This is a genomic window from Actinomadura hibisca NBRC 15177, from assembly GCF_001552635.1.
Classification (GTDB): Bacteria; Actinomycetota; Actinomycetes; order Streptosporangiales; family Streptosporangiaceae; genus Spirillospora; species Spirillospora hibisca.
On sequence record NZ_BCRO01000011.1, the window covers coordinates 335,339 to 358,771 of the forward strand.

The 23,433-nt window shown below is 71.8% G+C and carries 26 protein-coding genes; 14 read left to right on the forward strand and 12 right to left on the reverse strand.

The features are described 5' to 3' along the window. Positions 1-373 precede the first annotated feature (373 nt). Positions 374-2,521: an RNA polymerase recycling motor ATPase HelR gene (gene helR / locus AH6_RS05915; RefSeq protein WP_067474780.1), complete on the forward strand. Its 2,148-nt coding sequence runs from the start codon at positions 374-376 to the stop codon at positions 2,519-2,521. Between the two features lie 84 nt (positions 2,522-2,605). Then, the gene (locus AH6_RS05920; RefSeq protein ID WP_067474782.1) at positions 2,606-2,845 is read left to right on the forward strand and encodes a hypothetical protein; all 240 of its coding nucleotides are present in this window, start codon (positions 2,606-2,608) and stop codon (positions 2,843-2,845) included. 3 nt (positions 2,846-2,848) lie between these two features. Here the strand turns inward: AH6_RS05920 and AH6_RS05925 are convergent, their stop codons facing one another. Continuing rightward, positions 2,849-3,298: a MarR family winged helix-turn-helix transcriptional regulator gene (locus AH6_RS05925; protein WP_067474784.1), complete on the reverse strand. Its 450-nt coding sequence runs from the start codon at positions 3,296-3,298 to the stop codon at positions 2,849-2,851. Between the two features lie 68 nt (positions 3,299-3,366). Between AH6_RS05925 and AH6_RS05930 the strand changes: the two genes are divergently transcribed. From AH6_RS05930 to AH6_RS05940, 3 genes are all read left to right on the forward strand, one after another. After that, positions 3,367-3,954 carry a TIGR03086 family metal-binding protein gene (locus AH6_RS05930; protein WP_067474786.1) on the forward strand — a complete coding sequence of 196 codons (588 nt, stop codon included), beginning with the start codon at positions 3,367-3,369 and terminating at the stop codon, positions 3,952-3,954. Positions 3,955-4,047: 93 nt separating this feature from the next. Beyond that, complete coding sequence (locus AH6_RS05935; protein ID WP_157431287.1) at positions 4,048-4,476, forward strand: hypothetical protein; 429 nt, start codon at positions 4,048-4,050, stop codon at positions 4,474-4,476. A 10-nt stretch (positions 4,477-4,486) separates the two neighbouring features. Beyond that, positions 4,487-5,491 carry a metallophosphoesterase family protein gene (locus AH6_RS05940; protein WP_067474792.1) on the forward strand — a complete coding sequence of 335 codons (1,005 nt, stop codon included), beginning with the start codon at positions 4,487-4,489 and terminating at the stop codon, positions 5,489-5,491. Between the two features lie 79 nt (positions 5,492-5,570). On the opposite strand, the gene AH6_RS05945 is transcribed toward AH6_RS05940, so the two are convergent. Further along, positions 5,571-5,954, reverse strand: a complete 384-nt coding sequence (locus AH6_RS05945; protein ID WP_067474796.1) for a DoxX family protein — start codon at positions 5,952-5,954, stop codon at positions 5,571-5,573. Positions 5,955-6,200: 246 nt separating this feature from the next. Here AH6_RS05945 and AH6_RS05950 point away from each other — a divergent pair, with 246 nt between their 5' ends. The 4 genes from AH6_RS05950 to AH6_RS05965 all read left to right on the forward strand — a co-directional run bounded on the left by AH6_RS05950 (position 6,201) and on the right by AH6_RS05965 (position 10,859). Then, positions 6,201-7,073, forward strand: a complete 873-nt coding sequence (locus AH6_RS05950) for a hypothetical protein (protein ID WP_157431288.1) — start codon at positions 6,201-6,203, stop codon at positions 7,071-7,073. 181 nt (positions 7,074-7,254) lie between these two features. Beyond that, positions 7,255-7,818 (forward strand): RICIN domain-containing protein, encoded by a 564-nt coding sequence (locus tag AH6_RS05955; RefSeq protein WP_067474802.1) that lies wholly within the window; start codon positions 7,255-7,257, stop codon positions 7,816-7,818. A gap of 268 nt (positions 7,819-8,086) precedes the next feature. Then, on the forward strand, positions 8,087-8,530 hold the full coding sequence (locus AH6_RS05960; protein ID WP_067474805.1) for a hypothetical protein: 444 nt from the start codon (positions 8,087-8,089) through the stop codon (positions 8,528-8,530). A gap of 184 nt (positions 8,531-8,714) precedes the next feature. Then, the gene (locus AH6_RS05965) at positions 8,715-10,859 is read left to right on the forward strand and encodes a beta-glucosidase family protein (RefSeq protein ID WP_169807805.1); all 2,145 of its coding nucleotides are present in this window, start codon (positions 8,715-8,717) and stop codon (positions 10,857-10,859) included. A 14-nt stretch (positions 10,860-10,873) separates the two neighbouring features. Here AH6_RS05965 and AH6_RS05970 read toward each other — a convergent pair whose 3' ends face one another. After that, complete coding sequence (locus AH6_RS05970; RefSeq protein ID WP_067474808.1) at positions 10,874-11,611, reverse strand: AraC family transcriptional regulator; 738 nt, start codon at positions 11,609-11,611, stop codon at positions 10,874-10,876. A gap of 55 nt (positions 11,612-11,666) precedes the next feature. On the opposite strand from AH6_RS05970, the gene AH6_RS05975 reads away from it, so the two are divergent. Beyond that, positions 11,667-12,833, forward strand: coding sequence for an MFS transporter (locus AH6_RS05975; protein WP_067474811.1), 1,167 nt, complete (start codon positions 11,667-11,669; stop codon positions 12,831-12,833). Then, positions 12,830-13,630 carry an alpha/beta fold hydrolase gene (locus tag AH6_RS05980; RefSeq protein WP_067474814.1) on the forward strand — a complete coding sequence of 267 codons (801 nt, stop codon included), beginning with the start codon at positions 12,830-12,832 and terminating at the stop codon, positions 13,628-13,630. The genes AH6_RS05975 and AH6_RS05980 overlap by 4 nt, the downstream gene beginning before the upstream one ends. A gap of 4 nt (positions 13,631-13,634) precedes the next feature. On the opposite strand, the gene AH6_RS05985 is transcribed toward AH6_RS05980, so the two are convergent. The 3 genes from AH6_RS05985 to AH6_RS05995 form a co-directional block, all read right to left on the reverse strand. After that, positions 13,635-14,267: a TetR/AcrR family transcriptional regulator gene (locus AH6_RS05985; protein WP_067474817.1), complete on the reverse strand. Its 633-nt coding sequence runs from the start codon at positions 14,265-14,267 to the stop codon at positions 13,635-13,637. Positions 14,268-14,358: 91 nt separating this feature from the next. Next, complete coding sequence (locus tag AH6_RS05990) at positions 14,359-14,847, reverse strand: DinB family protein (RefSeq protein WP_067474820.1); 489 nt, start codon at positions 14,845-14,847, stop codon at positions 14,359-14,361. Positions 14,848-14,872: 25 nt separating this feature from the next. Continuing rightward, positions 14,873-15,499: a class I SAM-dependent methyltransferase gene (locus AH6_RS05995; RefSeq protein WP_067474823.1), complete on the reverse strand. Its 627-nt coding sequence runs from the start codon at positions 15,497-15,499 to the stop codon at positions 14,873-14,875. A gap of 86 nt (positions 15,500-15,585) precedes the next feature. Between AH6_RS05995 and AH6_RS06000 the strand changes: the two genes are divergently transcribed. Next, positions 15,586-16,194: a helix-turn-helix domain-containing protein gene (locus tag AH6_RS06000; RefSeq protein ID WP_067474826.1), complete on the forward strand. Its 609-nt coding sequence runs from the start codon at positions 15,586-15,588 to the stop codon at positions 16,192-16,194. A 20-nt stretch (positions 16,195-16,214) separates the two neighbouring features. Here AH6_RS06000 and AH6_RS06005 read toward each other — a convergent pair whose 3' ends face one another. Genes AH6_RS06005 through AH6_RS06020 form a run of 4 tightly spaced genes read right to left on the reverse strand, consistent with a single transcriptional unit; the run spans position 16,215 to position 19,674 of the window. After that, positions 16,215-16,865, reverse strand: coding sequence for a response regulator (locus tag AH6_RS06005; RefSeq protein ID WP_067474829.1), 651 nt, complete (start codon positions 16,863-16,865; stop codon positions 16,215-16,217). Further along, positions 16,858-18,012: a sensor histidine kinase gene (locus tag AH6_RS06010; protein WP_067474832.1), complete on the reverse strand. Its 1,155-nt coding sequence runs from the start codon at positions 18,010-18,012 to the stop codon at positions 16,858-16,860. Before AH6_RS06010 ends, AH6_RS06005 begins: the two co-directional genes overlap by 8 nt. A gap of 14 nt (positions 18,013-18,026) precedes the next feature. Next, a complete protein-coding gene (locus AH6_RS06015) occupies positions 18,027-18,767 on the reverse strand; it encodes an ABC transporter permease (protein WP_067474835.1) in 741 nt (246 codons plus the stop codon). A 1-nt stretch (position 18,768) separates the two neighbouring features. Next, complete coding sequence (locus AH6_RS06020; RefSeq protein WP_067474838.1) at positions 18,769-19,674, reverse strand: ABC transporter ATP-binding protein; 906 nt, start codon at positions 19,672-19,674, stop codon at positions 18,769-18,771. Between the two features lie 242 nt (positions 19,675-19,916). Between AH6_RS06020 and AH6_RS06025 the strand changes: the two genes are divergently transcribed. After that, positions 19,917-21,110 carry a tyrosine-type recombinase/integrase gene (locus tag AH6_RS06025; RefSeq protein WP_067474841.1) on the forward strand — a complete coding sequence of 398 codons (1,194 nt, stop codon included), beginning with the start codon at positions 19,917-19,919 and terminating at the stop codon, positions 21,108-21,110. A 100-nt stretch (positions 21,111-21,210) separates the two neighbouring features. Here the strand turns inward: AH6_RS06025 and AH6_RS06030 are convergent, their stop codons facing one another. Both AH6_RS06030 and AH6_RS06035 read right to left on the reverse strand, forming a co-directional pair. Beyond that, the gene (locus AH6_RS06030) at positions 21,211-22,290 is read right to left on the reverse strand and encodes a CU044_5270 family protein (RefSeq protein WP_067474844.1); all 1,080 of its coding nucleotides are present in this window, start codon (positions 22,288-22,290) and stop codon (positions 21,211-21,213) included. Continuing rightward, the gene (locus AH6_RS06035; RefSeq protein ID WP_067474847.1) at positions 22,290-22,886 is read right to left on the reverse strand and encodes an RNA polymerase sigma factor; all 597 of its coding nucleotides are present in this window, start codon (positions 22,884-22,886) and stop codon (positions 22,290-22,292) included. Before AH6_RS06035 ends, AH6_RS06030 begins: the two co-directional genes overlap by 1 nt. A 285-nt stretch (positions 22,887-23,171) precedes the next feature. Here AH6_RS06035 and AH6_RS06040 point away from each other — a divergent pair, with 285 nt between their 5' ends. Further along, positions 23,172-23,357, forward strand: coding sequence for a hypothetical protein (locus AH6_RS06040; RefSeq protein ID WP_067474850.1), 186 nt, complete (start codon positions 23,172-23,174; stop codon positions 23,355-23,357). Positions 23,358-23,433: the final 76 nt, after the last annotated feature.

A 23,433-nucleotide genomic window follows, 5' to 3' on the forward strand; every position in this document is an offset into this window, starting at 1 on the left:
GGCGGGAAGCGGGGACGAGCCGGGGCATGGACGGTCGCGCCGCTCGGCGGTGATGCGGGGCGCAAAGAAAAAGAAGGACTGCTCGCGGGGAATTTCCAGGTCGGCGCATGCCGTTGCATCTGGCCCGCTTAAGGGAAAGGGGAGTACCCACTCCTTTCCACTCTCAATTTATAGCGCACCAGGGGGCTTGCGGCAAGACCCCCTCCGTGCCGCACAATCGTCCGTCCAGGCCGAAAACCCGCAGGTAAGAGCAGCGGGACACCGACGGCCGCACCATCACCGTCCACCAGGAAAGGCCACGGATATCCGCATGCGCCAAGCGGCACCGAGCAGCCGGAAAGCAGCCAGTCCATCCCAGATCGGAGCCGATGACGTGAATCCCGCGACCACGAGCGCGTTCGACCTTCCCGACCACCTCGCGGCCAAGGCCGACCCGGCACTGATCGCCGACGACGAGCGGCACTTCGCGGCCATCGCGGCGAACCTCGACCACTCCGTCGCCGACCTCACCGAGCGCCTCGACGCCGAACGCAGGGCGCCCGGCGGCTCGGGCCAGAAGGCGCTGGAACGTGACATGGAGATCTACCGGCTGTCCGCCCGGCTGCGCACCCTGCGCCGCTTCGGCATGGACCTGTGCCTGGGGCGCATCGTCGCGGCGGACGGCTCCGAGCCCGTCTACGTCGGGCGGCTCGGCCTCAAGGACGGCGCGGGCCGCCGCCTGCTGCTCGACTGGCGCTCCCCCGCCGCCGAGCCGTTCTTCGGCGCGACCCACGCCAACCCGATGGGCCTGGCGAGCCGCCGCCGGTACCGCTGGACCGGCGGCCGGATCGGCGACTACTGGGACGAGGTGTTCACCCCGGACGGGTTCGAGGGGCACGCCGCGCTCGACGACCAGTCCGCCTTCATCGCCAGCCTGGGCAGCCACCGGTCGTCCCGGATGCGGGACGTGCTGGGCACCATCCAGGCCGACCAGGACGCGATCATCCGCGCCGGGTCGCGCGGCGCCCTCGTCGTCGACGGCGGTCCGGGCACCGGCAAGACCGTCGTGGCGCTGCACCGTTCGGCCTACCTGCTCTACTCCGACCCGCGCCTCGGGCACCGTCGCGGCGGCGTGCTGTTCGTCGGCCCGCACCAGCCCTACCTGGGCTACGTCGCCGACGTCCTCCCCAGCCTCGGCGAGGAGGGCGTGCAGACCTGCACCCTGCGGGACCTCGTTCCGGAAGGGGCTGCGGTGGCGGCCGAGAGTGATCCGGACGTGGCCCGCCTGAAGTCGTCCGCGGACATGGTGAAGGCGATCGAACCGGCCGTCCGGTTCTACGAGCGGCCACCGACCAAGGGGATGACGGTCACGACGCCCTGGTCCGACATCCGGCTGACCGCCGACGACTGGGCCGAGGCGTTCAACGCGCGCGAGCCCGGCACCCCGCACAACGAGGCGCGCGACCAGATCTGGGAGGAACTCGTCACGATCCTGCTGGACAAGCACGACGGCGACGTCTCAGCCGACCGGCTCCGGAAGTGGCTGCGCCAGGACCGGGAACTGCTCACGGCCCTCAACAGGGCGTGGCCACTGATCGAGCCGACCGACCTCGTCGGAGACCTGTGGTCGGTGCCCGCCTACCTGCGGTTGTGCGCTCCCTGGCTCAGCCCCGACGAGACACGGAAGCTCCAGCGCGAGGACGCCCAGACGTGGACGTTGTCCGACCTTCCGCTCCTGGACGCGGCGCGGCAGCGGCTCGGCGACCCGGGCGCGTCGCTGCGCAAGCGGCGGCACGAGGCGGCCGTCGAGGCCGAGCGCGAGCGCATGGCCGCCGTCGTGGACAACCTGATCGAGGCCGATGACGACGGCGAAGGGCTGGTGACGATGTTGCGCGGCGAGGACGCGCAGCACGACCTGGTGGACGAGGCTGCGCTGTCCAGCGTCGACCCGGACCTGCTCGCCGGCCCGTTCGCGCACATCGTCGTGGACGAGGCCCAGGAGCTGACCGACGCGGAGTGGCAGATGTTGCTGCTGCGCTGCCCGTCCCGGAGCTTCACCATCGTCGGGGACCGGGCCCAGGCCAGGCACGGGTTCACGGAGTCATGGGAGGAGCGGCTCGAACGGATCGGGTTCGACCGGATCACCATGGCGTCGCTGAGCATCAACTACCGGACGCCGGAGGAGGTCATGGCGGAGGCCGAGCCGGTCATCCGGGCCGTGCTCCCGGACGCCAACGTGCCGACGTCCATTCGCAGCAGCGGTGTTCCCGTCGTTCACGGATCTGTCGCAGAACTGGAGTCGATCCTCGACACCTGGCTCGCCGCGAACGCCGAGGGGACGGCGTGCGTCATCGGCGATCCCACGTTCCGGGAGACGCCGCGCGTTCGTTCGCTGACGCCGGAGCTGTCGAAGGGGCTGGAATTCGACCTGGTGGTGCTCATCGATCCGGATTCGTTCGGCGAGGGCATCGAAGGGGCGGTCGACCGGTATGTGGCGATGACGCGGGCGACGCAGCGGCTCGTCGTCCTCACCGCCTCCTGAGGGGCAACCTGGGGAGCGCGGTCTTCCGAGACTCCGGTCGTTCACCCACGGACCGGGAGGGCATCCCTGTACCGACAGTTCCGCGTGCTGGCCGCGACCGCGGCCGGTGTCGCCCTGCTCAGCGCCTGCGACATCGGCCCCGAAATCACCTACCAGGACGGCGGCGCGCTCGACGGCAAGATCACGTCCGTGCGGCTGGACGGCATCGGCTCTGGCGGCGTGACCGTGCGCGGCGGCGCGGCCAAGGCGTCGCTCAGCCGGACCGTCCGGTACCGGGTGACCACGCGCACCGGCAACGGCGACATCACCGCCCGCCTGGCCTGACGCTCAGCGGTCGGTGTCGATGATCTCCTCGCGCGGAACATCGTGCAGGGTGCGGAGGGCGCGCAGGAAGGCGCGGCGGTCGTCCTCGGGCAGGCGCGCGAGGAGGCGGTCCTCGCGGGCCTGGATCGCGGCCTGCACCTGGTCGCGGAGGCGGCGGCCGTCGGGGGTCAGGGACAGCAGGTGGATCCGCCGGTCGTCGGGGTCCGGCTCGCGGCGGATGAGACCGCGCCGCTGGAGACCGTCCAGCACACCGATGATGCGGGTCTTGTCGGCGCCGATGGCGCGGGCCAGGGCGCTCTGGCTGCGCACGGGCCGCTCGTCCAGCTCGTGCAGGACCGCGTAGGCCCACATCGACAGGTCATGCTCCGCCAGCACCGGGCCCTCGGCCGCCATGAGGGCGCGGCCGAGCGGGACCATCATCGCCGCCAGGTCGGGCCGCCGTTCGCCGTCCATCCGGCAAAGATACGCGCGACGGAAAAATAAGCTTCCACCTACGATAAGCATATGCCTACAATCATCCCATGACCGACATCCGGGAGCTCGACCGCCGAGCCGTCCAAGCCGGCGCGGAGATCGTGGCCCACCTGACCACCACCGACCTGGACCGCCCGACACCCTGCGAAGGCTGGACGGCACGCGACCTGCTCGCGCACATGACGGCCCAGCACCACGGCTTCGCCGCAGCGGCACGCGGCACCGGCGGCGACCCGGCCGCCTGGACCGTCCACCCGTTGGGCACTGACCCGGTGAAGACCTACACCGCGGCCGTCGAAGAGGTCCTGACGGCCTTCGCCGAACCAGACGTGCTCGCCCGCACCTTCACCCTGGCCGAATTCAACGGACGGGCCTTCCCCGCCCCGCTGGCCATCGGCTTCCACTTCATCGACTACGCCGTCCACGGCTGGGACATGGCCCGCACGCTGGGCCTCCCCTACGACCTGGACGAGGACCTGACCGAAGCCGCCCTGCAAGGAGCCCTGCTGGTCCCGGACGACGACCAGCGAACAACACCGAACGCCGCCTTCCGTCCCGCCCTGCCTCCCACCGGCCGATCACCGCTAGACCACCTCCTAGCCCACCTAGGCCGCTCCCCCACCTGGCCGAACTAGAACCACCGCGCTGCTCGAAGTGGAGTTCGGCGGCGCGGCCGTTGACGCCGATGTCACGAGACCAGGATCAGCGGCTACCTCCATGATGGTCGGATGACGAAGAACGATTCAGCCCGCAAGTGGCGGCGGGAAGACCTGGAAGGAGTGCCGGGTTCGCCTGAGGTGTCGGCCTGGCATGTGGAACCTCAGCGGCCGCTGCGCATCGCCGAGGTCGATATCTACCGAGATGGCGGCACCGGAATGATGCTGGTCAGAGACGCTGCCGGTAGCCGATGGCCGTTCTGCTTCGACAAGTTCCTCGGGCGCTTGTGCGTGGGGGCGCATACGTCGGATGACGACGCGGCGTTCGTCCGCTCCGGAAGCCGACTTGAGACCGAACTGTTCGACCTCATGGAGCAGGAACTCCAGCAGGCCAACCCCCGGTCACCTGTCGACGTGGAACTGTTGTCCCGGTTCCATCAACGTGCTCTCGTGCACTCCGGCACGCAAAACCCTTTGTCGGACGAGCGCATGCCTTCCTAGGATCGCCCGCATGCGGCGCACCGTCATCGTCGGCGACATCCATGGCTGCTTCGACGAGCTGCTCGAACTGCTGGAGAAGGTCGAGATCCGACCGGACGACCTGCTGATCAGCGTCGGCGACCTGGTCGACCGTGGCCCGGCGCCCGGCGAGGTGGTCAGCTTCTTCCGCGAGCGTCCCAACTCCGTCGCACTGATGGGCAACCACGAGCGGAAGCACGTGCGCGGCGTCTTCTCCTACGCACAAGAGATCACGCGCTTGCAGCTCGGCGACCGCTACGCCGAGACGGTCGAGTGGATGCGGACGCTGCCGTACTACTTCGAGAACGAGCATGTCCGCGTCGTCCACGCCGCCATGGTGCCCGGGATCCCGCTGCCGGAGCAGCGAGAGGAGATCCTCTGCGGCTCGACGAGGGGCGAACGGGAGCTCGCGGCACTGTTCCCCGAGGGCCACTGGCACGACCACTACACCGACGCCAAGCCGGTGGTGTTCGGCCACCACGTGACCGGCCGGGAACCGATGATCCGCGACGGCAGGATCTTCGGCCTCGACACCGGCGCCTGCCACGGCTGGAACCTGACCGCGCTGTGCCTCCCCGACTTCTCGGTCCATTCGGTGGCGGCGCGTGCGGACCACTGGTCGATCGTCATGCGCCAATGGCAACTGCCCGTGCTGAAGACCAAGCCCTGGCACGACTTCACCTGGTCGAAGCTGGCGAAGTCGATCGAGGAGTTCTCTTCGACTTCCGACGCCTCCGTACGCGCTTGGCTGGAAGCGCTCCGAGAGTGGGCCGCGAACCTACAGTCGGCGCTCCCCACCCTGATCGCCGCAGCACATCGGATCGCCGAAGAACTCACCGAGGAGGAAATGCGCAGGCATCCCGCTGCGAAGGCCCTCTTCCAAGCCCGCAACGGCCGTCTCAACGAGACCAGCCTGGCCGTGCAGTGTTCGACACCCCGCAAGACGATCAACCTGGCGGCCACCTTGGGACTGACACTGGACGAGCCACCCCGCTGACGACCACAGTCCCAGCGGCCGACGACGCCTGCTCGGACAGGCCCGCCGACCGCTGTTAGGTGCTCACGCCCCGATCCGGTCAGCCGATGAAGGACTCCGGCCCGAAGCGACCCCACGCGATGAACGCGGCCAGTGCGAGGTAAGCCAGGTTCAACATCACAAGCTTGCTCTCGCCGCGCCGACCGTGGGTCACCATCGCCCCGACCATCAGCAGAACCCAGCAGACGGCCGTCACCGGCACCAGAACCGGCGCGACGTCGACCAAAGCGGGCAGGATCAGGCCCACCGCCGCCAGCAACTCAAGAACTCCGAGGCTCTTGACGAAGCCGGCGCCGACATCGCCCGTCCATCCCCCGCCCTGAAGCGCGGCCAGCTTCTCCTTAGGCACGAACGTCTTGCTGAGGCCACCGGCCAGCGCCACCAAGGCGAGCAGTCCGGCGGCGATCCACAGGGCGAGGTTCATGGGTTTTCTCCTTGCGAGACGAGCGGCGATCAGGTGCCGCGCGGCTGGTTCACCCACAAGGCGCCGACGCCTCGCCATTCGTGACACCCCTAGGCACGTGACGTACGCCATAGGCGACGCGCGCCGCCCATGCCTCCGGACGCGCCAGGGGGCAACCGTCTTGACGCGACGAGCGTCTAACAAAAGATCAACCCATGTGCAAGCAGTGACGTAAGCGGCTGTGAACGACAGACGGGAGTGCCGCCGGTGCCTGATCATGTCGAACCGGACCCATCGCAAGCGCAGACGGCGGCCGAGTTCGTGGCCTGCCTGCGCCAGCTCAAGGAGTCCTCGGGCCGGTCGTTTCGTGAACTGGAGCGCCGCGCGCGAGCCGACGGGGCGTCCTTGCCCGCCAGCAGCGCGGCCACCGCCCTCAGCCGCCCCACACTGCCGCGTCCGGAACTGGTCGCCGTGCTCGTCCAAGCGTGCGACGGCGACCAACAGCAGATCGCCGTCTGGCTGGAGCACCGCAAACGGCTGGCGGTACTGAATGCTGGCGCACCCAACGAGCTGCACCCCGACCCCAGCGCGACGAAGCCCGAACCCACGTCCTCAGAGGCGGCACCGGTCGAGCTCGCACCCGGCGCGCTCAACGAAACGCCGACCGTCGCCCCCACCCCCGACGTTCATCACCGCAGACCAGCCGCCCGCGCCGGAGGAGCCGTCGTTCCCGCCCTGCTGGCCGCACTGGTGACCTCCACCGTGTTCGTCCTGGCGCTGCATGCCACCGGCTGGCGCACCGCCTCCTCCCCCGACCGCCCCACCCCCACGCGCACCGACACCCCCGCCGTCTCGCTCCCCACCCCCCTGGCCACACGCCCGTCCACGTCCCCTCCCCCCTCCGCACCTCCCCGCAGTCGTGGCGAGGCGGCCCCCGTCACCGCTCCCAGGAACAAGACCCCGGCCGCCGACCCGCCCCGCCGCGTCCGCCCGCTGGGCCCCAAGCCCGCCCACCAGGTCAATACCGGCGACTCCACCGACGGCTTCCCCGGCACCGACGACCCCGTTCCAGCGGACCCCACGGACCCGGACACCCCCGTCGGAACCTCCGCCCCAAGTCCCGAACCTGACCCCGAGTGACAACCGCTCCAACGGCGGTGGCGAGCACCGCATCGGCGCTGGTCAGCACGCGAGCAGCCATTCGTGAACGATCACGTACGGGCTTCCGCCTTGCCACCGGCGGCCCGCTGAAGCGACCTTTCCGGTGACACGTCGGACGCGCTCCCAAGACGAGCGGCCGACCTTCCCGAAAGGACCGTTCATGACCCAACGCGCGAAGCTGGCGCTCGCCACGGCGGGGCTCGCACTCAGCGGCGGCATGCTCGCCGCCGTCCCGGCGGCCTCCGCCTCGACCACCGCGTCCTCCCTGCCCTCCCCGGCGCGCGAGGCCGCGCCGACCCCGGGCAAGGCGGTGCGCTTCTCCGAGGCGCTGGCGCTGTCCAGCAAGAGGAAGGGCAAGAACCTCGCCGCCGGCTACCGGCTGCGGAGCCTGAAAACCGGCCTGTGCCTCAACAGCAACGGCAACGGTACGGTTTACGGCAAGACCTGCGACTCCACCAACTACCAGCGCTGGAACGGCGGCGACTTCTCCACGCTCGTCAGCCAGCAGACCGACTGGTGCCTGGACGGCAACGGCTACGGCAAGGTCTACACCAAGGGGTGCAACGCCACGAGCTACCAGTCCTGGTGGTTCGAGGACCACGGGCGCAACTGCTGGGAGATCTACAGCGATCACACCCGCCTGCGTCTGGACGGCAACGGCAACGGCTCGGTCTACGCCAAGAACGACAACGACACCACCTACCAGAGGTGGTGCATCACCTGACCCGCGACATCGCCTTCACCCCCTAAGGGCCGCTCTGGCGGCAGGCCCAGCTCCATCTCGACTTCTCTAGGCCGCAACTCCGGCCGTGCTCTCATCCGACTTTCCCCGCCGCCGGTTCCTGTGGCGGCGGGGAAAGCCGACGGAGTGGTGGTGAAGGCTGGCGGGTTCGGGAGATCGCACTTCCCGGTGCGCCTCGCCCTGCGACGACGCCGCCAGAGATCGGCGGTATCGCCGTCCGCGGCGGCTCCGGCGGCGTACCCTCCTCGATATGAGCGACCCCTTCCTGTTCGGCGAGGACGGTCTGGACGCCGGACTGCGCCGATGCCTGCTTCAGGCCGGGCTGTCACAGGAAGCGGTCGACCAGCGCCTCGCGGAGCGGGAGCAGCGGATCGCGGGCTGGGCGTCCTTGGCGGACCTTGTCGGGGACACTCTGCTGGACGCCGGATTTCCCCAGCATGACCCCACCACGGCCAGCGGCGGATTCCACCTCAACCACATACTCTACGACGAGGGCGTGCTGGTCGACTGGGCGCTTCCCGGCGAAAGGGTCCCCACCGCCGACAACGACCCCTTCCATGACGCCGTCGAGCAGATCATGAATTCGGCGCTGTGCGCGATCCTGACCGCCACCGGATACACCGCCCACCTCATCCCCGACGACCAGGATGACGCGGGCTGCGTCATGGTCGTGGCGGGACCCGCCGAGCCCTGACGGCTCGGTGCGCCTCGGTCAGACGGCGTCCACCTGTTTCGGGCCGGTCACCGGGGAGCCAGCGTTGTCACTCATCACGACAAAGCTTCGCCCCTGGGGCCTTTGAGCGGGATTTCCCTCTCAACCGCGCCGGTATCTACCCATCGTCACCCTTGCCGAGCAGCCGTTAGCGGAGTGGACGACGATGCTGGAACCCTCGACCCCGCAAGACTCCGATGTCCCGACGGACGCGCAGGCCCGCGCCCTGGTCGAGAAGATGACCCTGGAGGAGAAGGTCGGGCTGATGCACGTCCCGATGGCCTCCTTCCCCGATCGGCCGTCCGAGGCCATCGGGTCGGCGGCGTTCCATCCCGGGATCGGGCGGCTGGGCATCCCCGCGATCCAGGAGAGCGACGCCAGCCTCGGCGTCGCCAACCCCAACGGCATCCGGCCGGACGACACCTCCACCGCGCTGCCGTCCAGCCTCTCGATGGGCGCCTCCTTCGACGTCGAGTCGGCGCGGCGGTGCGGCATGGTCGTCGGCGCCGAGTCGTGCGCGATGGGCTTCGCCATGCAGCTCGCCGGCGGTTCCAACCTCATCCGCGAGCCCCGCGGCGGCCGCAACTTCGAGTACATCAGCGAGGATCCCCTGCACACCGGGCTGCTGGCCGGTTCCGCGATCGCCGGTCTGCAAAGCCAAGGGGTCGTCTCCACCATCAAGCATTTCGCGGTCAACGCCCAGGAGACCGGGCGGGTCATGGTCAGCTCCGACATCAGCGAGCGGCCGCTGCGCGAGTCGGACCTGCTGGCCTTCCAGTTGGCGATCGAGCACGGCCGTCCCGGTGCGGTGATGACCGGCTACAACCGCGTCAACGGTGAGTACGCGAGCCAGAACGCCTTCCTGCTGTCGCAGGTCCTGAAGGGCCAGTGGCGCTATCCGGGCGTCGTCGTCTCCGACTGGGGCGGCACCCACTCCACCGTCAAGGCCGTGCTGGCCGGGCTGGACCGCCAGTCCGGCGAGCAGCTCGACGAGGAGGTCTACTTCGGGGACGCCCTGCTGGCGGCGGTGCGGGAGGGGACGGTGCCCCTCGAACGCATCGACGACGCCGTCATCCGGCTGTTGCGGGCCCTGCTGACATCCCGGGCGTTCGATCCGGCGGCCCGGCCCGGTCCGGTCGACCGGGACGCGCACGCCGCGGTGGTCCGGCGCGCCGCCGCCGACGGCATCGTCCTGCTGGCCAACGACGGCGTGCTGCCGCTGGCCAAGGGGACGAAGAGGATCGTGGTCGTCGGCGGCCACGCCGACGTCGGCGTGCTGTCCGGCGGCGGCTCCACCCAGGTGATGCCCGCCGGGTCGACCAAGACCGAGGGATCGGCCATAGCCCAGATGGAGCTGCCCCGCGTCTACCATCCGTCCGCTCCGCTGGACGCGCTGCGCGCCGCCCTGCCGGACGCCGCGATCGACTTCCACGACGGCGACGACCAGGAGGCGGCGGTCGCGGCCGCCCGTGACGCGGACGTCGCCGTCGTCATCGCCGAGCAGTGGTCCACCGAAGGGCGCGACCAGCGCGACCTGTCGCTGCCCGACGGCCAGGACGACCTGATCGCCGCGATCGCCGCGGCGGCCCCGCGCACCGTGGTCGTCCTGGAGACCGGCGGCCCGGTGCTCATGCCCTGGTCGCGGGACGTGGCGGCCGTGGTCGCGGCCTGGTACCCCGGCTCCGAGGGCGGCCCGGCGATCGCCGACGTGCTGACCGGCGCCGTCTGCCCCGGCGGACGCCTGCCCGTCACCTTCCCGCAGGACACCGACCAGCTGCCCCGGCCGGTCCTGCACGATCCCGCCGGGACCGCCTCCAACCCCGGCGAACCCCGCCATGGCTACTTCAGCGAGGACTACGACATCGAAGGCGCCGACATCGGCTACCGCTGGTACGAGCGGCAGGGCCACACCCCGCTGTTCCCCTTCGGGTTCGGGCTGTCGTACACCACCTTCGACCACCGCGACTTGGAGGTCTCCCAGGACGGGCAAGGCCGCGTGCGGGTGGAGGTGACCGTCACCAACACCGGTCCGGTCACTGGGACCGACACGCCCCAGGTCTATGTGACGCTGCCCGTCGCGGCCGACGCCCGATGCTCGCGCCTGGCGGGCTGGGCCCGGGTGCGGCTCGACGCCGGTGAGTCCCGGCGCGTCACCATCGAGCTGGAACCCCGGCTGCTGGCCGTCTACGACGTCCTGGCGCCGGGCTGGCGCACCTATCCGGGCGACTACCGCGTCGATCTGCGCAGCGACGCCCGCACCACCCTCTTGTCCGGAAACATCACCTTGGACGGCGGCCTGCGCGGCCCCTGAGGCGGTCGTCGCCCTTAGCGGACGCTGCCGGGTGTGATGCCGAAGGCCAGCCGGAACGCCTGGATGAACGCGCTCGGCCCGGCGTAGCCGCAGGCCGTGGCGGTCGCCGTCACCGGTGTGCCCGCCGCCAGCAGCACCAGCGCGTGGTGCAGCCGCACCTGGGCGCGCCACTGCGGGAACGACATCGCCGTCTGCGCGCGGAACAGGCGGCTCAGCGTCCGCTCCGACGCGCCGACCTCGCGGCCGAACTCGGCGAGTGTGCGCGGGTCGGCGGGGTCGGCCGCGAACGCGGCGGCGATGGCGCGCAGCCGGTCGTCGGCGGGCAGCGGCAGGTGCACCGGCAGCTCGTCGGTCCGCTGGAGCTGGTCCAGCGCGACCCGTTCGAGGTTGCGCCGGTGCGCGGCGGGAAGGTCGTCGCCGGTCAGGCTGATGACAACCTCGCGCAGCAGCGGCGGCACCGCCAGCACCGCAGGCCGGTCGAACCCGGCCGCCGACCGGGCGGCGGCGAAGTTGACCGTGCGCAGCTGGGTGGGCCCGTGCGCCTGATGCGCGTGCGCGACGCCCGCGGGCAGCCAGACCGCCCGGTGCGGCGGGACGACCCACGTCCCGGCCGCCGTCGAGACCTCCAGCACGCCATGGCTCGGATAGACGAGCTGGTCGTGCGGGTGGTCGTGCCAGTCGACGCGCTCGCGGTGCACGAGCGGCAGCAGGGACGCGGTCCCGTCCGGATGATGATGGCGGGTTATCGACATGACACGACAGGATACTGATAGCCGGACATAGCGTGCGGCGACGATCCTGGACGGCATGGCGATCGTCAACGATCTCGCGGCGCCCTCCCGGCCGCCGTCGGCGATGCGGCGGATGGGCATGTGGGCCGCCGTCCACGCGGCCGACGACTTCTACCAGGGCCTCGTCCTCGCGAGCATCCCCTACTTCGTCCTCGAACGGCACTACAGCTACCTCGCCGCGAGCGGGCTCACCCTCGCCGCGACCCTCGGCAGCGCCCTGCCGCAGCCACTGATCGGCCTCGCCGTCGACCGGTGGCGGCTACCCCGCCTCGCCGCCGCCGGGGTTCTGCTCGCCGGTGCCGGATACGCGGCGGCCGGAGCGGCGGGCCCCTACGCCCTGGTGTGGACGCTGCTCCTGCTGTCCGGGCTGGGCGTGGCGATGTTCCATCCGGCGGCGGGCAAGGCCGCCCGCGACGCCGCCGGGGACAGCGTCACCGCCATGAGCGTGTTCGCGGCGGGCGGCAGCGTGGGATTCTTCCTTGCACCCGTCCTAGCCACCCCGGTTCTGGACGCCTGGGGCGTCGCCGCGAGCGTCGTGTTCCTGCCCCCGGCGGTGCTGGCCGCCGCCGTTCTGGCCCGTCCGGGCCGGGTGCGGGCCGCCGCGTCGGCCACGGTGGCGGCCGGGCCCGACCGGTGGCGGCCGTTCGCCGTCCTCACCATGATCTCGGTCGTGCGCTCGGCGGTGTTCTCCGCCGTCGCCACCTTCCTGGGCCTGTACTGGATCCGGCATCTGGACGCGACGCCGACGCTGGCCGGGGTCGCGCTCGCCTGCTTCCTCGGCGGCGGCGTCCTGGGGACCATCGCCGGTGGCCGATTCGCCGACCGGACCGGTCCCGTGCGCGCCGTCCGGCTCGGCTCCGCGCTGGCGGTCCCGGTCCTGATCGGCTTGCGCCTCGCCCCGGGGCCGCTGTCGGCGCTGCCGTTCGCGGCGCTGGCGGGCCTCGCGCTCAACGTCCCGTTCGCGGTGCTGGTCCGCCTCGGCCAGGACTACCTGCCCGGCCGCCCCGGCACCGCCGCCGGGGTGACCCTCGGGCTCGGCGTCAGCGCGGGCGGCCTGCTCACCCCGGTGTTCGGCCAGGTCGCCGACACGCACGGCACTCCCCTGGTGTTCACCCTGCTCTGCGCCGTCCCGGCCGCCGCCTGGGCGCTCGGGCTGCTCCTGCCGACCGAAAGGCGATCATGACCCCGCTGACGCTGACCGCCGGCGACGGCCTGCCGCTGGCCGCCGACGTCCTCGGCTCCGGCCCGCCGCTGGTGCTGCTGCACGCGGGCGGCCCCGACCGGCACAGCCTGCGCCCGCTGGCCCGCCGCCTCGTCGACCTGGCCACGGTGATCCTGCCCGACATCCGCGGCTACGGCGCCTCGCCCTGCGCCGACCCGGCCCGCCACACCTGGGACCGGTACACCCGCGACGTGCTCGACGTCCTGGACGCGCTCGGCCACCCGCGCGCGGTGCTGGCGGGCGCGGGCCTCGGCTCCACGATCGCGCTGCGCGCCGCCCTGCGCCATCCGGACCGGGTGCGCGCGGCCGTCCTGCTCGGCGTCGAGGACATCGAGGAGGACACCGCCGCCAAGGAGGCCGAGATCGCCTACCTGGACGCCTTCGCCGCCCGCATCGACGATGGCGGCCTGGAGGCCGCGTGGGCGCCGATCCTGGAGCGGTTCCCGCCGGTCGTCGGCGCGATGGTGCGGGACGCGATCCCGCGCAGCGACCCCGCCAGCGTGCGCGCAGCCGCCGCCATCGCCCACGACCGCTCCTTCGCGTCGGTCGCCGAACTGTCCGGCGTCCGCGCGCCCGTGCTGGTGTTCCCCGGGACCGACGCCCGCCACCCGACCGAGCTGGCCGAGCGCTGCGTGCGGACGATGCCGCACGCGCGCCTGGCACCTGTCGCCGTCTCCGCCGCGCTACGGGACGAGGAGGACTTCGCCGCCGCCGTCGCGCCGGACGTCCGGGACTTCCTCACCGGCCTTCCCGGCTGAGCGTTCAGCTCATGGAGCGCTCTTCGACCTCCTGGGGGAAGGGGAGCATCCGGGCCATGAGGGTGTGCAGGTAGATGCGGAACTCCTCCACGTCATCGGCGGGGATCGTCTCCCCGAGCCGGCGCGGGGAACGCCCGGGGTCGCTGTGGACCACGCCGTGGCCGAGGAAGCCGGAGATGACCCAGGGCACGGTCCAGATCGCCAGCTCCAGGTTGACGTCGCCGGGCGCGAACTCCTGGAAGATCTCGACCAGGCCGGAGAGGCGGGACCGGACGTAGCGGTCCTCCAGGTCGTCCACGTCGGCGGCGTCGCCGGTCCGGCGGTGCAGCCACAGGCCGAGCAGGTCGGGATGGGCGACGTAGAAGTCCAGGTAGGCGTCCAGCAGCCGGTTGACGCCCTCCCGGGTCGGGGTGAAGGTGACCAGCACCTCCTCCAGCGCCGCCTGCTCGGCCTCGTAGGCCTGCCGCATCACCGTGCGGTACAGGTCCGTCATGCCGCCGGCCGCCTGGCGCACCGAGGCGACGTCGGTCCCGGCGGTGTCGGCGATCAGTTGCAGGGTGGTCCCGTCGAAGCCCAGCGCGGCGAACAGCCGGGTGGCCACCTCGATGATCCGGTCCCTGTCCGGAGGAGCGTCCATCCCCCGACCCTAGAGCCGGTGATCGTGGAACAGCGGTTCAGCGGCCGGGACCTTAAGCATCCTTGAGGCGAATCACGCTCTTGGTGGACCGTCAGCGGCCGGTGGTGCCGTCGATGAGTTCGCGGAGGATGTCGGCGTGGCCGGTGTGGCGGCCGGTCTCCTCGATCATGTGGGTGAGGGCCCAGCGGAGGCTGGGCGCGGGGCGGCCCGGCCGTGGCCGGGGAACCGGGGCCGCCAGGTCGGTGCAGCCGTCGAGCACCTTGTTGGCGCGTCCGACCGTGTCGCGGTAGCGGGTGACGATATTGGTGACGCTGTCCTCTGGCGGGGCGTGGAAGGTGGCCTGCCAGTCGGTGACGTTCTCGCCGAGGAAGATCGAGCGTTCGACGTGGGTCAGGTGGTGGAGCAGGCCGAGCAGGTTGGTGCCCGAGGGCACGGCGGTGGTTCGTACCTGGGGTTCGGGGGCGCCTTCGACCTTGGCGGCGATCGAGGTGCGCAGGTAGTCCAGGAATCCGCGCAGGACCTCGGCTTCGCTGTTGGCGGTGCGGGGCGGCGGGGTGTCGCGGCGCGTGGTGCCGGGCACGGTGGGCCTCCTTGGGGCGGTGGTGTCAGGCGGTTCGGCGGATGAGCAGGACGTGGTCGGTGACCTCGGCGGTGCGCCCGTCCGGCCCGGTGGCGGTCCGGCGGGGCGCGTCGGCCCGCTCGACCGTCCACGTCGAGGTGTCCAGGTCGATGCCCGTGGCGACCTCGCGTGGGCTGGGGTAGCGGGTGTCGGCGTCCTGGTTCCATGACCAGGGCGCGGTCGAGCCGTGGTCGACCACCAGCAGCCGCCCGTCCGGACGCAGCGCGTGCGCGGCCGAGCGCAGCACGGCCGCCCGGTCCAGGTCGAAGGGGGTGTGCAGGTAGTGGGCGCTGACCAGGTCGAAGCCGCCGCGCGGGAAGGACTCGCGCAAGTCGTGCCGCACGGCGGTGACGCGGTCGCCCACGCCGTGGGAGCGGGCCAGGGCGGTGAGCCGTTCGACGGCGGTGGCGGAGATGTCGGTGGCGGTGACGTGCCATCCCCGGCGGGCCAGCCACAGCGTGTCGCCGCCGTCGCCGCATCCCAGATCCAGCGCGCCACCGGGCGGCAGGTCCGTGACCGTCTCGGTGAGACGGACGTTCGGCCGCGGATCGACGGCCGCGGACCGGGCCGCGTAAACGCCGTCCCAGAAGGTGGCCGCATCGGTGTCGCTCATCAAGGCTCCTTGTTTGGGTATGCGCCCAGTTGACCAGGCACGCCCTGATTTGGCACGCAAACTTGCGGTTCTGGCAAGATGGCCGCATGGAGCAGACGACGGATGACGACGTACTCGACGCGGTGGGGTCGCGGCTCCGCGCGCTGCGCCGTGCCCGCGGCATCACCCTCGCCGACCTCGCGACCGCGACCGGCGTGTCCGAGAGCACCCTGTCCCGGCTGGAGAGCGGGCAGCGCCGGGCGACGCTGGAACTGCTGCTGCCGCTGTCCCGGATCTACGACGTCCCGCTGGACGACCTCGTCGGCGCGCCGCGCACCGGCGACCCCCGCATCCACCTCAAGCCGATCCGGCGGTTCGGGATGACGTTCGTGCCGCTGTCCCGGCAACCGGGCGGCGTGCAGGCGTTCAAGATGATCATCCCGGCCCGACCGACGCCGCTCGCCCCCACTCCGCAGACCCACGAAGGCTTTGAGTGGCTCTACGTGCTCAACGGACGCCTGCGGCTCGTGCTCGGCGAGCGCGACCTGACGTTGTCGCCCGGCGAGGCCGCCGAGTTCGACACGTCCTTGCCGCACTGGCTGGGCAGCGCCGACGGCGGCGCGGTCGAGCTGCTCATCCTGTTCGGCCTGCAAGGAGTGCGCGCGCACGTGCGCGCCGCCCCCCAACGGTCGTCGCACGGCGAGAACCAGCAGTGAACCCGGCTGGACGGGTCCGATCAGGGCAGTAGATGCCTCTCGTAGCCGGTGGCCACCGCCGCGGCCCGGTCCTTGACGTCCAGCTTCGCGTAGATGTGGGTGAGATGCGTCTTGACCGTGGCCTCGCTGATGAACAGTTCAGCGGCGATCTCCCGGTTGGCGGTGCCGCGCGCCACCAGGCGCAGGACCTCCAGTTCGCGGCCGCTCAGCGCCTTGCCACGCGGCTCGCGCACGCGGGAGACCAGACGGGAGGCGATGGCCGGGGACAGCACGGTGCGGCCCTCGGCGGCGGCGCGCACGGCGTCGAAGAGGTCCTCGCGGGGCGCGTCCTTGAGCAGGTAGCCGGTCGCGCCCGCCTCGATCGCCGGGACCGTGTCGGTGTCGGTGTCGTAGGTGGTGAGGACCAGGACCTTGCAGGGCAGCCCGCGGCGGGCGAGTTCGGTGATGGCCTCCACGCCGTTGCCGCCGGGCATCCGCAGGTCCATGAGCACGACGTCGGGGCGCAGGTCCTCGGCGAGGGCCACGGCCTCGCGGCCGTCGGCGGCCTCGCCCAGCACCGCGAAGCCGGTGGTCGTCGCGAACATGCCGCGCAGGCCGTCCCGGACGACGGGGTGGTCGTCGACGATCAGCAGGGTGATGTCAGCGGTGTCGTCAGCCGTGTCGTCAGCCATGGCGGATCAACGGTACGCGGGCGGAGACGGCCGTGCCCCGGCCGGGTTCGGACTCGATCTCCAGGGTCCCGGCGACGCGGGCGGCGCGCTCGCGCATGGCGGTCAGGCCGAAGCCGCCGGAGGGGCGGGTGAAGCCGCGGCCGTCGTCGCGGATGTCGAGGGTCACCTCGTCGTCCATGTAGGAGAGGGTCACGCCGATGCGGTCCGCGCGCGCGTGGCGGGTGGCGTTGGCGAGGGCCTCCTGGGCGATGCGCAGGAGGGTGGTCTGGAGCTCGTCGTGCAGGCGTTCCTCCGTGCCGGTGACGGTGAGGTGGGCCCGGCCGTCGGTGATCTTCTTGAGGGCGGCGGGCAGGGTGTCGTGCTCCAGGTGGGTGGGCGCGAGGTCCTGCACGGAGCGGCGCGCCTCGCGGAGGCTCTCGCGGGCGAGGGCGGTGGCGTGGCGGACGTGCTCGTCGTCGGCGGCGGCCTGGAGTTGGGTGATGATGCCCGTCAGCCCCTGGGCAATGGTGTCGTGGATCTCGGCGGCCAGGCGGCGGCGCTCGTCGCTGACCCCGGCCTCGCGGGCCTGGACGAGGAGCTGGGCCTGGAGGGCGGCGTTCTCGGCGAGGGCCTGCTCCAAGCGGGCGTTGGCGCGTTCGAGTTCGGCGATGGTCTCGGCCTGGACGCGGGCGTGCTCGGCCTCCCGGACCGAGAGGCCCGCGAAGATGTGGACGAGCGCGGTGTTCAGGACGAACAGGCCGCCGAAGGCGACCGCCTGGCCGAGGCTGCTCGGCGGGAGGCCGCCCGACTGCGCCCCGGCCATGGTGACCGCCGTGATCGACGATCCGGCCAGGGCCCAGCGGCGGGTCAGGTAGCGGTGGGCGTCGTAGTACCCGAGCACCGCGTAGATGGAGTAGAAGGGGTTCAGCCAGGAGAGGCCGAAGGCGAGGACGGCGCGGGTCCAGTAGTAGCCGCGGCCCGGGATCCTTCCGGTGGCGTGAAGGATCTGGACGGCCAGCGCGGCGAGGGCGAGGGGCACCGCCGTCCGCTGCTCGGCGGGCGAGCTGACCAGGTCGCGGGTGAGCAGCGCCAGCAGGGTCGCGAGGAAGAGCAGGCCGAACGGTCCCCAGCGGTAGAACCGTTCCCACTGCTGCTGGATCGTCGCCATCGGCCTATTTTGTCCTATTCCCAGCGGAACCAGCGCGCGGCGGCGGCGATCAGGACGGCGGCCCAGGCGGCGGTGACGCCGAGATGCGCCCAGTCCGGCCAGCTCCCCCCGGCGGCCTGGTCGAGGGCCTGGGACGCGGCGCCGAACGGGAAGTACTCGACGACGTGCCGCAGCAGGTCGGGCATGGCCTGGACGGGGAGCCAGACGCCCGCCAGGAACATCATCGGGTAGAAGACGATCGAGCCCACCACGGTCGTGCTCTTGGTGGTGGGCGTGACGGCGGTGACCGCGGCGCCCAGCGCGAGCGCGCTGAGGGCGGCGAGCAGGAGCGCCAGCAGGTAGCCGGGCACCTGTCCGGGCAGCGCCACGTCGAAGGCGATCCGGCCCACGGCGACGACCAGCAGCACCGACGCCAGGGCGGCCGCGAGGTGCAGGACGATCTGCGCGGCCAGCAGCGAGACGGGCCGGACGGGCGTGGTGGACATGCGGCGCAGGACACCGCGCTCGCGGTAGCCGGACAACACGGGCGGCAGCACCTGGATGCCCGCCATGAGCAGGGCGAGCAGCACGTTGACCGGAACGTACAGGTCGATGACCCGACGCCCGCCGAGATCGGGATCGGCCTCCCGGAACGCCGGGATCAGGCCGAGGATCGTGAGCAGGACGGTGGGGAAGGCGACGATCCAGAACAGGCTGAACGGTTCGCGGAGGAGGAGCCGCAGCTCCGCCCGGAGGACGGCGGTGGACGCGGACACGTCAGTGCTCCTGCTCTTCGGTGAGTTCGAGGAAGGCGTCGTCCAGCGTGGAGTCGGTGACCCGGAGCTGGTGGGCGGTGATCTGCCGGCGGGCCAGCAGGGAGATGACGGCGTTGACGGTCGTGTCGGTGCCGTGCACGGTGAGGTGGCCGTTGCGGCGCTCGATGGTCGCGGCCTCGGGCAGCCCGGCCAGGTCCTCGTCGGACAGGGACCGGGACGGCGCGAACGAGATGACGGTGCCGCCGGCGCTGCGGCGGACCAGGCCGTCGGGGGTGTCGAGGGCGGCGACGCGGCCCTGCTTGAACACCGCGATCCGGTCGCAGAGCCGCTGGGCCTCCTCCATGAAGTGCGTGACCAGCACGACGGTGACGCCGGAGTCGCGGACCTCCTCGATGAGCCGCCAGGTGTCGCGGCGGGCGCGCGGGTCGAGGCCGGTGGTCAGCTCGTCCAGGATGACGACCCGGGGGCGGCCGACGAGGGCGAGGGCGATGAACAGGCGCTGCTTCTGACCGCCGGACAACTTGCCGAACCGGGCGTTGAGCCGGGCGGTGAGGCCGAGGCGCTCGGCGAGCCCGCGCCAGTCGGCCGGGTCCGGGTAGAAGGCGCTGTAGAGCTCCAGGGCCTCCCGCACGGTGAGCTTCTCCTGGAGTTCGCTCTCCTGGAGCTGGACGCCGAGGATCCTGGTGAGCTCGGCGCGGTCGGCGCGCGGGTCGAGACCGGCGACGCGGACGGTGCCGGCGTCGGGCACGCGCAGTCCGCCCAGGCATTCGACGGTCGTGGTCTTGCCCGCGCCGTTCGGGCCGAGGATCCCGAAGATCTCCCCTTCCTCGACGGCGAAGGCGACATCGTCCACCACGGGGCGGTCGCCGTAGACCTTGCGCAGGCCGTTGACTTCGATGATGGGCATGGGTCGAGGATCGTCTCCGGCGGTGTTCGCCCGCATCGCCCGAGTCGCTCGTCCCGCCATCAACCGATCGGTTGATGGCGGGGTCAGACCCCGAGGGAAGAGCGGTGCCGCGCATGAGGTCACGGTCGCTGGCATGCTGGGAAGGGAACCTGTGATCCCGCGGTCCTGCCAGGCCGGTCGCCCCGGCTCGGCCGCACCACCCGAGCCCGTACGCCCGACCACCTCGTCTGTGAGCCGCGCCCATGACCGACGTTTTCGTTCCCGCCGACGACTTCGCCGCCGGACAGGCGTCGGCACGACCGTCGGTGCCCGCAGAACGCCCGCAGCCGACGCCACTGCCGACCGCCGCCCCCGCCGACGCGGCGCAGCTGCGGCAGATGCTCATCGAGGCGGTCACCGCCCTGCCCGCGCTACCGCCACCGGACCCCACCGACCGGTACGCGCCCCGGCACCTCACCGTGTTGTGGCTGGAGAAGCTCAACTCCCACCACACCCGCCGCGCCTACTGGCGGGCCCTGACCAGTTGGCTCACCTTCTGCCACCGCACCGCCCTGGACCCCCTGGCCGCGCGCGCCGCCGACGTCGACGCCTGGATCTCCCTCCAGACCGCCACCGGCCCCGACGGCGCCGTCCGACCCGCCAAGCCCAACACCCTGGCCCAGCGCAAGGCCGCCGTCTCCGCCTGGTACACCTACCTGGCCCGCAACCAGGTCACCGACCGCAACCCCGGCGCCCTGGCCACCCCCATCAAGGTCGCCGACACCGCCACCAAGGCCCCCGTGCTGTCCGCGCCGCAGACCGCACAGCTGCTCGACTGGGCCGAACAACGCGCTATGCGCCTGGACACCGAACCCGCCTGGCGCGACGTGGTGGTCATCGCGATCCTGTTCTACGTCGGCGTGCGCGTCTCGGCCCTCACCGACGCCGACGTCGACGACCTCACCGAAGAGGCCGGTTACCGCATCCTGCGCTACGGCAAGAAGGGCGGCGGCCGCAGCTACGTGCGCGTCGAGGCCGACATCATCCGTCCCCTCCAGCACTACCTGCGCCTGCGCGCCGCCCGCGAAGGCGTCCCGGTGACCGAACTGTCGGGGCCGCTGCTGGTCACCACGCCGCACCCCTACCGGCCCGAACTGACCGGCGGCAAACGCCTGACCCAACGCGCCGTCTCCGACACCATCCGCACCCTGGCGGGCCAAGCCGGACTCCCCACCGCCGACCGCCTGTCACCCCACTCGGGCCGCGGCACCGTCATCACGACCATGCTCGCCAACGGCGTCCCCCTGCGCAAAGCCCAGGAACACGCCGACCACCGCAATCCCCAGACCACCGCGGGTTACGACCAGGGCAACCACCGCCTGGCCGGCTCCCCCATCCCGACCCTGGCCGCCATCATCGACCAGCACCGCACCCCGCCCGAGCTGAAGGAACCGTAGGAGCGATCGTCGCTGCGCGTCGGCCGTTGTCGATCTCTGTGGAGGCCGACGCGCAGCGTCTCGACCGTGGTGGCCCGGGGCCGTCGGGCGTGGTGCGGGGTCAGGGGTGGGTGTCGGTCCAGCTGGCTTCGAGGAGGGATTCCGAGCTCTGGATCTCACCCTTCTTGATGCCGGTGCCGTTGCGGCCGTCGTCGTTCTTCACGGCGACGGTGTAGCTCGTCAGCGCGAGGCCGGTGGACGGGTCGATGATGAGGCGCTGGTCGAGGGACAGCGAGTCGTAGGCCACCTTCAGGCTGACGGCCGTGCCCTTGCGGCCGAGGGGGTCGGTGAGCTCGCCGAGGGTGTGGATGGCGGGCAGGGCGGCGATCATGCGGAACGCCGCGGCGCGGACCCGCGGGGAGACGGGGGCGCCCAGCACCAGGTCCGATCCCATCTCGAACACCTGCTGGTCGTTGGCCCGGTGGCCGAGGTGGCGGTTCAGGGCCTCGCGCAGCCTGGCGGGGTCGGCGGGCAGGGCGGCGAAGTCGCGGACGGTGAGCTTCTTGTCGATGGTCGGGACGAACCCGTAGTCGATCCTCCCCGTCTCGACCTTGCGACGGCCGTCCCGGAGCAGCTTGGTGCAGTCGCCGTCGCCGGGGGCTTCGGCCAGGAAGTCGGGGCACTTGAGGCGCTTCCAGGCGTCCTCGTCGGCCCGGGTGACCGGCTCCATCCCGAGCTTGGTCTGCGCGAGCCAGTCCTTCCCGCGAGGGTCGGCCGCCGCCCAGTACTCCGAGCGTTCCCGCTCGTACATCCGGAAGCGGGGCGGTCCGTCCACGCCCGTGGCGAGGCTGCCGAGGAGCGATTTGCGGACGGTGGCGGTGTGCCAGTAGCGGCCGCTGGTCGCGGGCTGCCGCTGCGCTTTCTCGGCGGCGGCGAGCAGGACGGTCCGGCCGGTGAGCTCCGTGCGGGGCACGTCCGCGGGGCTCCCGCCCAGCAGGGTGACGGCGGCCGCCGCCGCTGCGCCGGTCGCGAGCAGGGCGCCGAGGACGGGGCGGCGGAAGCGGCGGGAACGGCGGCGCGGGGCGGGCGCGGGCGACTCGTCCGTCATGGCGTGCAGGCGTGCGCGGATCGAGTCCTCCACTGCGGCCGGCATCGGCGACGTTCCGCTCCGCCACTCCTTGAGCGTCTTCAGGTCGTCCATCACATCTCCTCCTGGGCCGAAGCGGTCTGTTCGAGCGCGGCACGCGCCTTGCGCCGCGCCCGGTGCAGGCGCGAGCGGACGGTGCCGACCTTCAGGTCCAGCGCGGCCGCGACCTCCTCGTAGGTGAGGTCGGCCCACGCGATCAGCAGCAGCACGTCGCGGTCGCCGCGCGGCATCTTCCGCAGCACGCCCGCCAGGCGGCGCTCCTGGCCCTGGGCGGCGACGCGGGTCACCACGGTGTCGGCCAGCGGCTCGGGCAGCGGGTCCACGCCGGTGCGCTGGAACGTCCGGTAGTAGCGCTCCTCGGTGCGCCGGTGGCGGGCGATGAGGTTCGTCGCGATGCCGTAGAGCCAGGGGCGCGCCATGGTGCGCGTCAGGTCGTAGGAGGAGCGCTTGCGGAACGCGACGAAGAACGTCTCGGCGACGATGTCCTCGGCCGCGTCGTTGCCGAGCCGCCGGGCGGCGTAGTCGTGGATCCGCCCGCCGTACCGGTCGAACAGCGCCGAGAACCATTCCGGCTCGTCGAGCGACAGAGCGATCAGCTCCGCGTCGTCCATCCTCCGGACCGTGCCGGGGTCGATCGTCGCGGCCGTCATCGGGTTCCTCTGCGCGAGCACGTCATGGCGTCCCTTCGATCATGTGGGGGGTAGATCATGCTGGTTGTTCATGAAACGCCGCCATCGAGTTCACGGCGGGGCACGCCCCCAGCGCGCCGGGGCCGAGGGAGCGCTGGTCTCCCGCGAGGCGCTGCGGAAGGATGCCGAAATGGATCTTGTGTCCCGCCGGGCCGCGCGAGCGGCAGGAAGCAACCGTTCAGTGGACGGGCCGACGTCCGCGACGTCGCGCCGAGCCGGGTGGGGAACGGACGACCGATCCAGTACATGGTGGGCCGACGCCTGCCGGTCACGGACCGGTTCAGGCTCTCGGTGCTGCTGGAGGACGGCACGGACGCCGAACGCGCGCTGCGCGAAGCGCTCGAAGGGCTCGTGGTCAGCGCGTTGTCGGCCGGCGTGGCCCGCAGGGTCCTGCAGACCCTCGCTCTCGACCCCGGCGGCTCTGAGTCCTGAACGGAGCGGCGAATGGCCTAGTTGCGCCGGAATGAGCGATGATATCGGTGACACGCCGGGTGGCCCGGCGTGCGAC

Excerpts from the sequence above, each read along its gene's own strand:
- AH6_RS05925 (WP_067474784.1), bottom strand. The coding sequence starts at position 3,298 with ATGGACGGCGAACGGCGGCCCGACCTGGCGGCGATGATGGTCCCGCTC.
- AH6_RS05930 (WP_067474786.1), top strand. The coding sequence starts at position 3,367 with ATGACCGACATCCGGGAGCTCGACCGCCGAGCCGTCCAAGCCGGCGCG.
- AH6_RS05935 (WP_157431287.1), top strand. The coding sequence starts at position 4,048 with ATGACGAAGAACGATTCAGCCCGCAAGTGGCGGCGGGAAGACCTGGAA.
- AH6_RS05940 (WP_067474792.1), top strand. The coding sequence starts at position 4,487 with ATGCGGCGCACCGTCATCGTCGGCGACATCCATGGCTGCTTCGACGAG.
- AH6_RS05945 (WP_067474796.1), bottom strand. The coding sequence starts at position 5,954 with ATGAACCTCGCCCTGTGGATCGCCGCCGGACTGCTCGCCTTGGTGGCG.
- AH6_RS05955 (WP_067474802.1), top strand. The coding sequence starts at position 7,255 with ATGACCCAACGCGCGAAGCTGGCGCTCGCCACGGCGGGGCTCGCACTC.
- AH6_RS05960 (WP_067474805.1), top strand. The coding sequence starts at position 8,087 with ATGAGCGACCCCTTCCTGTTCGGCGAGGACGGTCTGGACGCCGGACTG.
- AH6_RS05965 (WP_169807805.1), top strand. The coding sequence starts at position 8,715 with ATGCTGGAACCCTCGACCCCGCAAGACTCCGATGTCCCGACGGACGCG.
- AH6_RS05970 (WP_067474808.1), bottom strand. The coding sequence starts at position 11,611 with ATGTCGATAACCCGCCATCATCATCCGGACGGGACCGCGTCCCTGCTG.
- AH6_RS05975 (WP_067474811.1), top strand. The coding sequence starts at position 11,667 with ATGGCGATCGTCAACGATCTCGCGGCGCCCTCCCGGCCGCCGTCGGCG.
- AH6_RS05980 (WP_067474814.1), top strand. The coding sequence starts at position 12,830 with ATGACCCCGCTGACGCTGACCGCCGGCGACGGCCTGCCGCTGGCCGCC.
- AH6_RS05985 (WP_067474817.1), bottom strand. The coding sequence starts at position 14,267 with ATGGACGCTCCTCCGGACAGGGACCGGATCATCGAGGTGGCCACCCGG.
- AH6_RS05995 (WP_067474823.1), bottom strand. The coding sequence starts at position 15,499 with ATGAGCGACACCGATGCGGCCACCTTCTGGGACGGCGTTTACGCGGCC.
- AH6_RS06000 (WP_067474826.1), top strand. The coding sequence starts at position 15,586 with ATGGAGCAGACGACGGATGACGACGTACTCGACGCGGTGGGGTCGCGG.
- AH6_RS06005 (WP_067474829.1), bottom strand. The coding sequence starts at position 16,865 with ATGGCTGACGACACGGCTGACGACACCGCTGACATCACCCTGCTGATC.
- AH6_RS06010 (WP_067474832.1), bottom strand. The coding sequence starts at position 18,012 with ATGGCGACGATCCAGCAGCAGTGGGAACGGTTCTACCGCTGGGGACCG.
- AH6_RS06020 (WP_067474838.1), bottom strand. The coding sequence starts at position 19,674 with ATGCCCATCATCGAAGTCAACGGCCTGCGCAAGGTCTACGGCGACCGC.
- AH6_RS06025 (WP_067474841.1), top strand. The coding sequence starts at position 19,917 with ATGACCGACGTTTTCGTTCCCGCCGACGACTTCGCCGCCGGACAGGCG.
- AH6_RS06030 (WP_067474844.1), bottom strand. The coding sequence starts at position 22,290 with ATGGACGACCTGAAGACGCTCAAGGAGTGGCGGAGCGGAACGTCGCCG.
- AH6_RS06035 (WP_067474847.1), bottom strand. The coding sequence starts at position 22,886 with ATGACGGCCGCGACGATCGACCCCGGCACGGTCCGGAGGATGGACGAC.
- AH6_RS06040 (WP_067474850.1), top strand. The coding sequence starts at position 23,172 with ATGGTGGGCCGACGCCTGCCGGTCACGGACCGGTTCAGGCTCTCGGTG.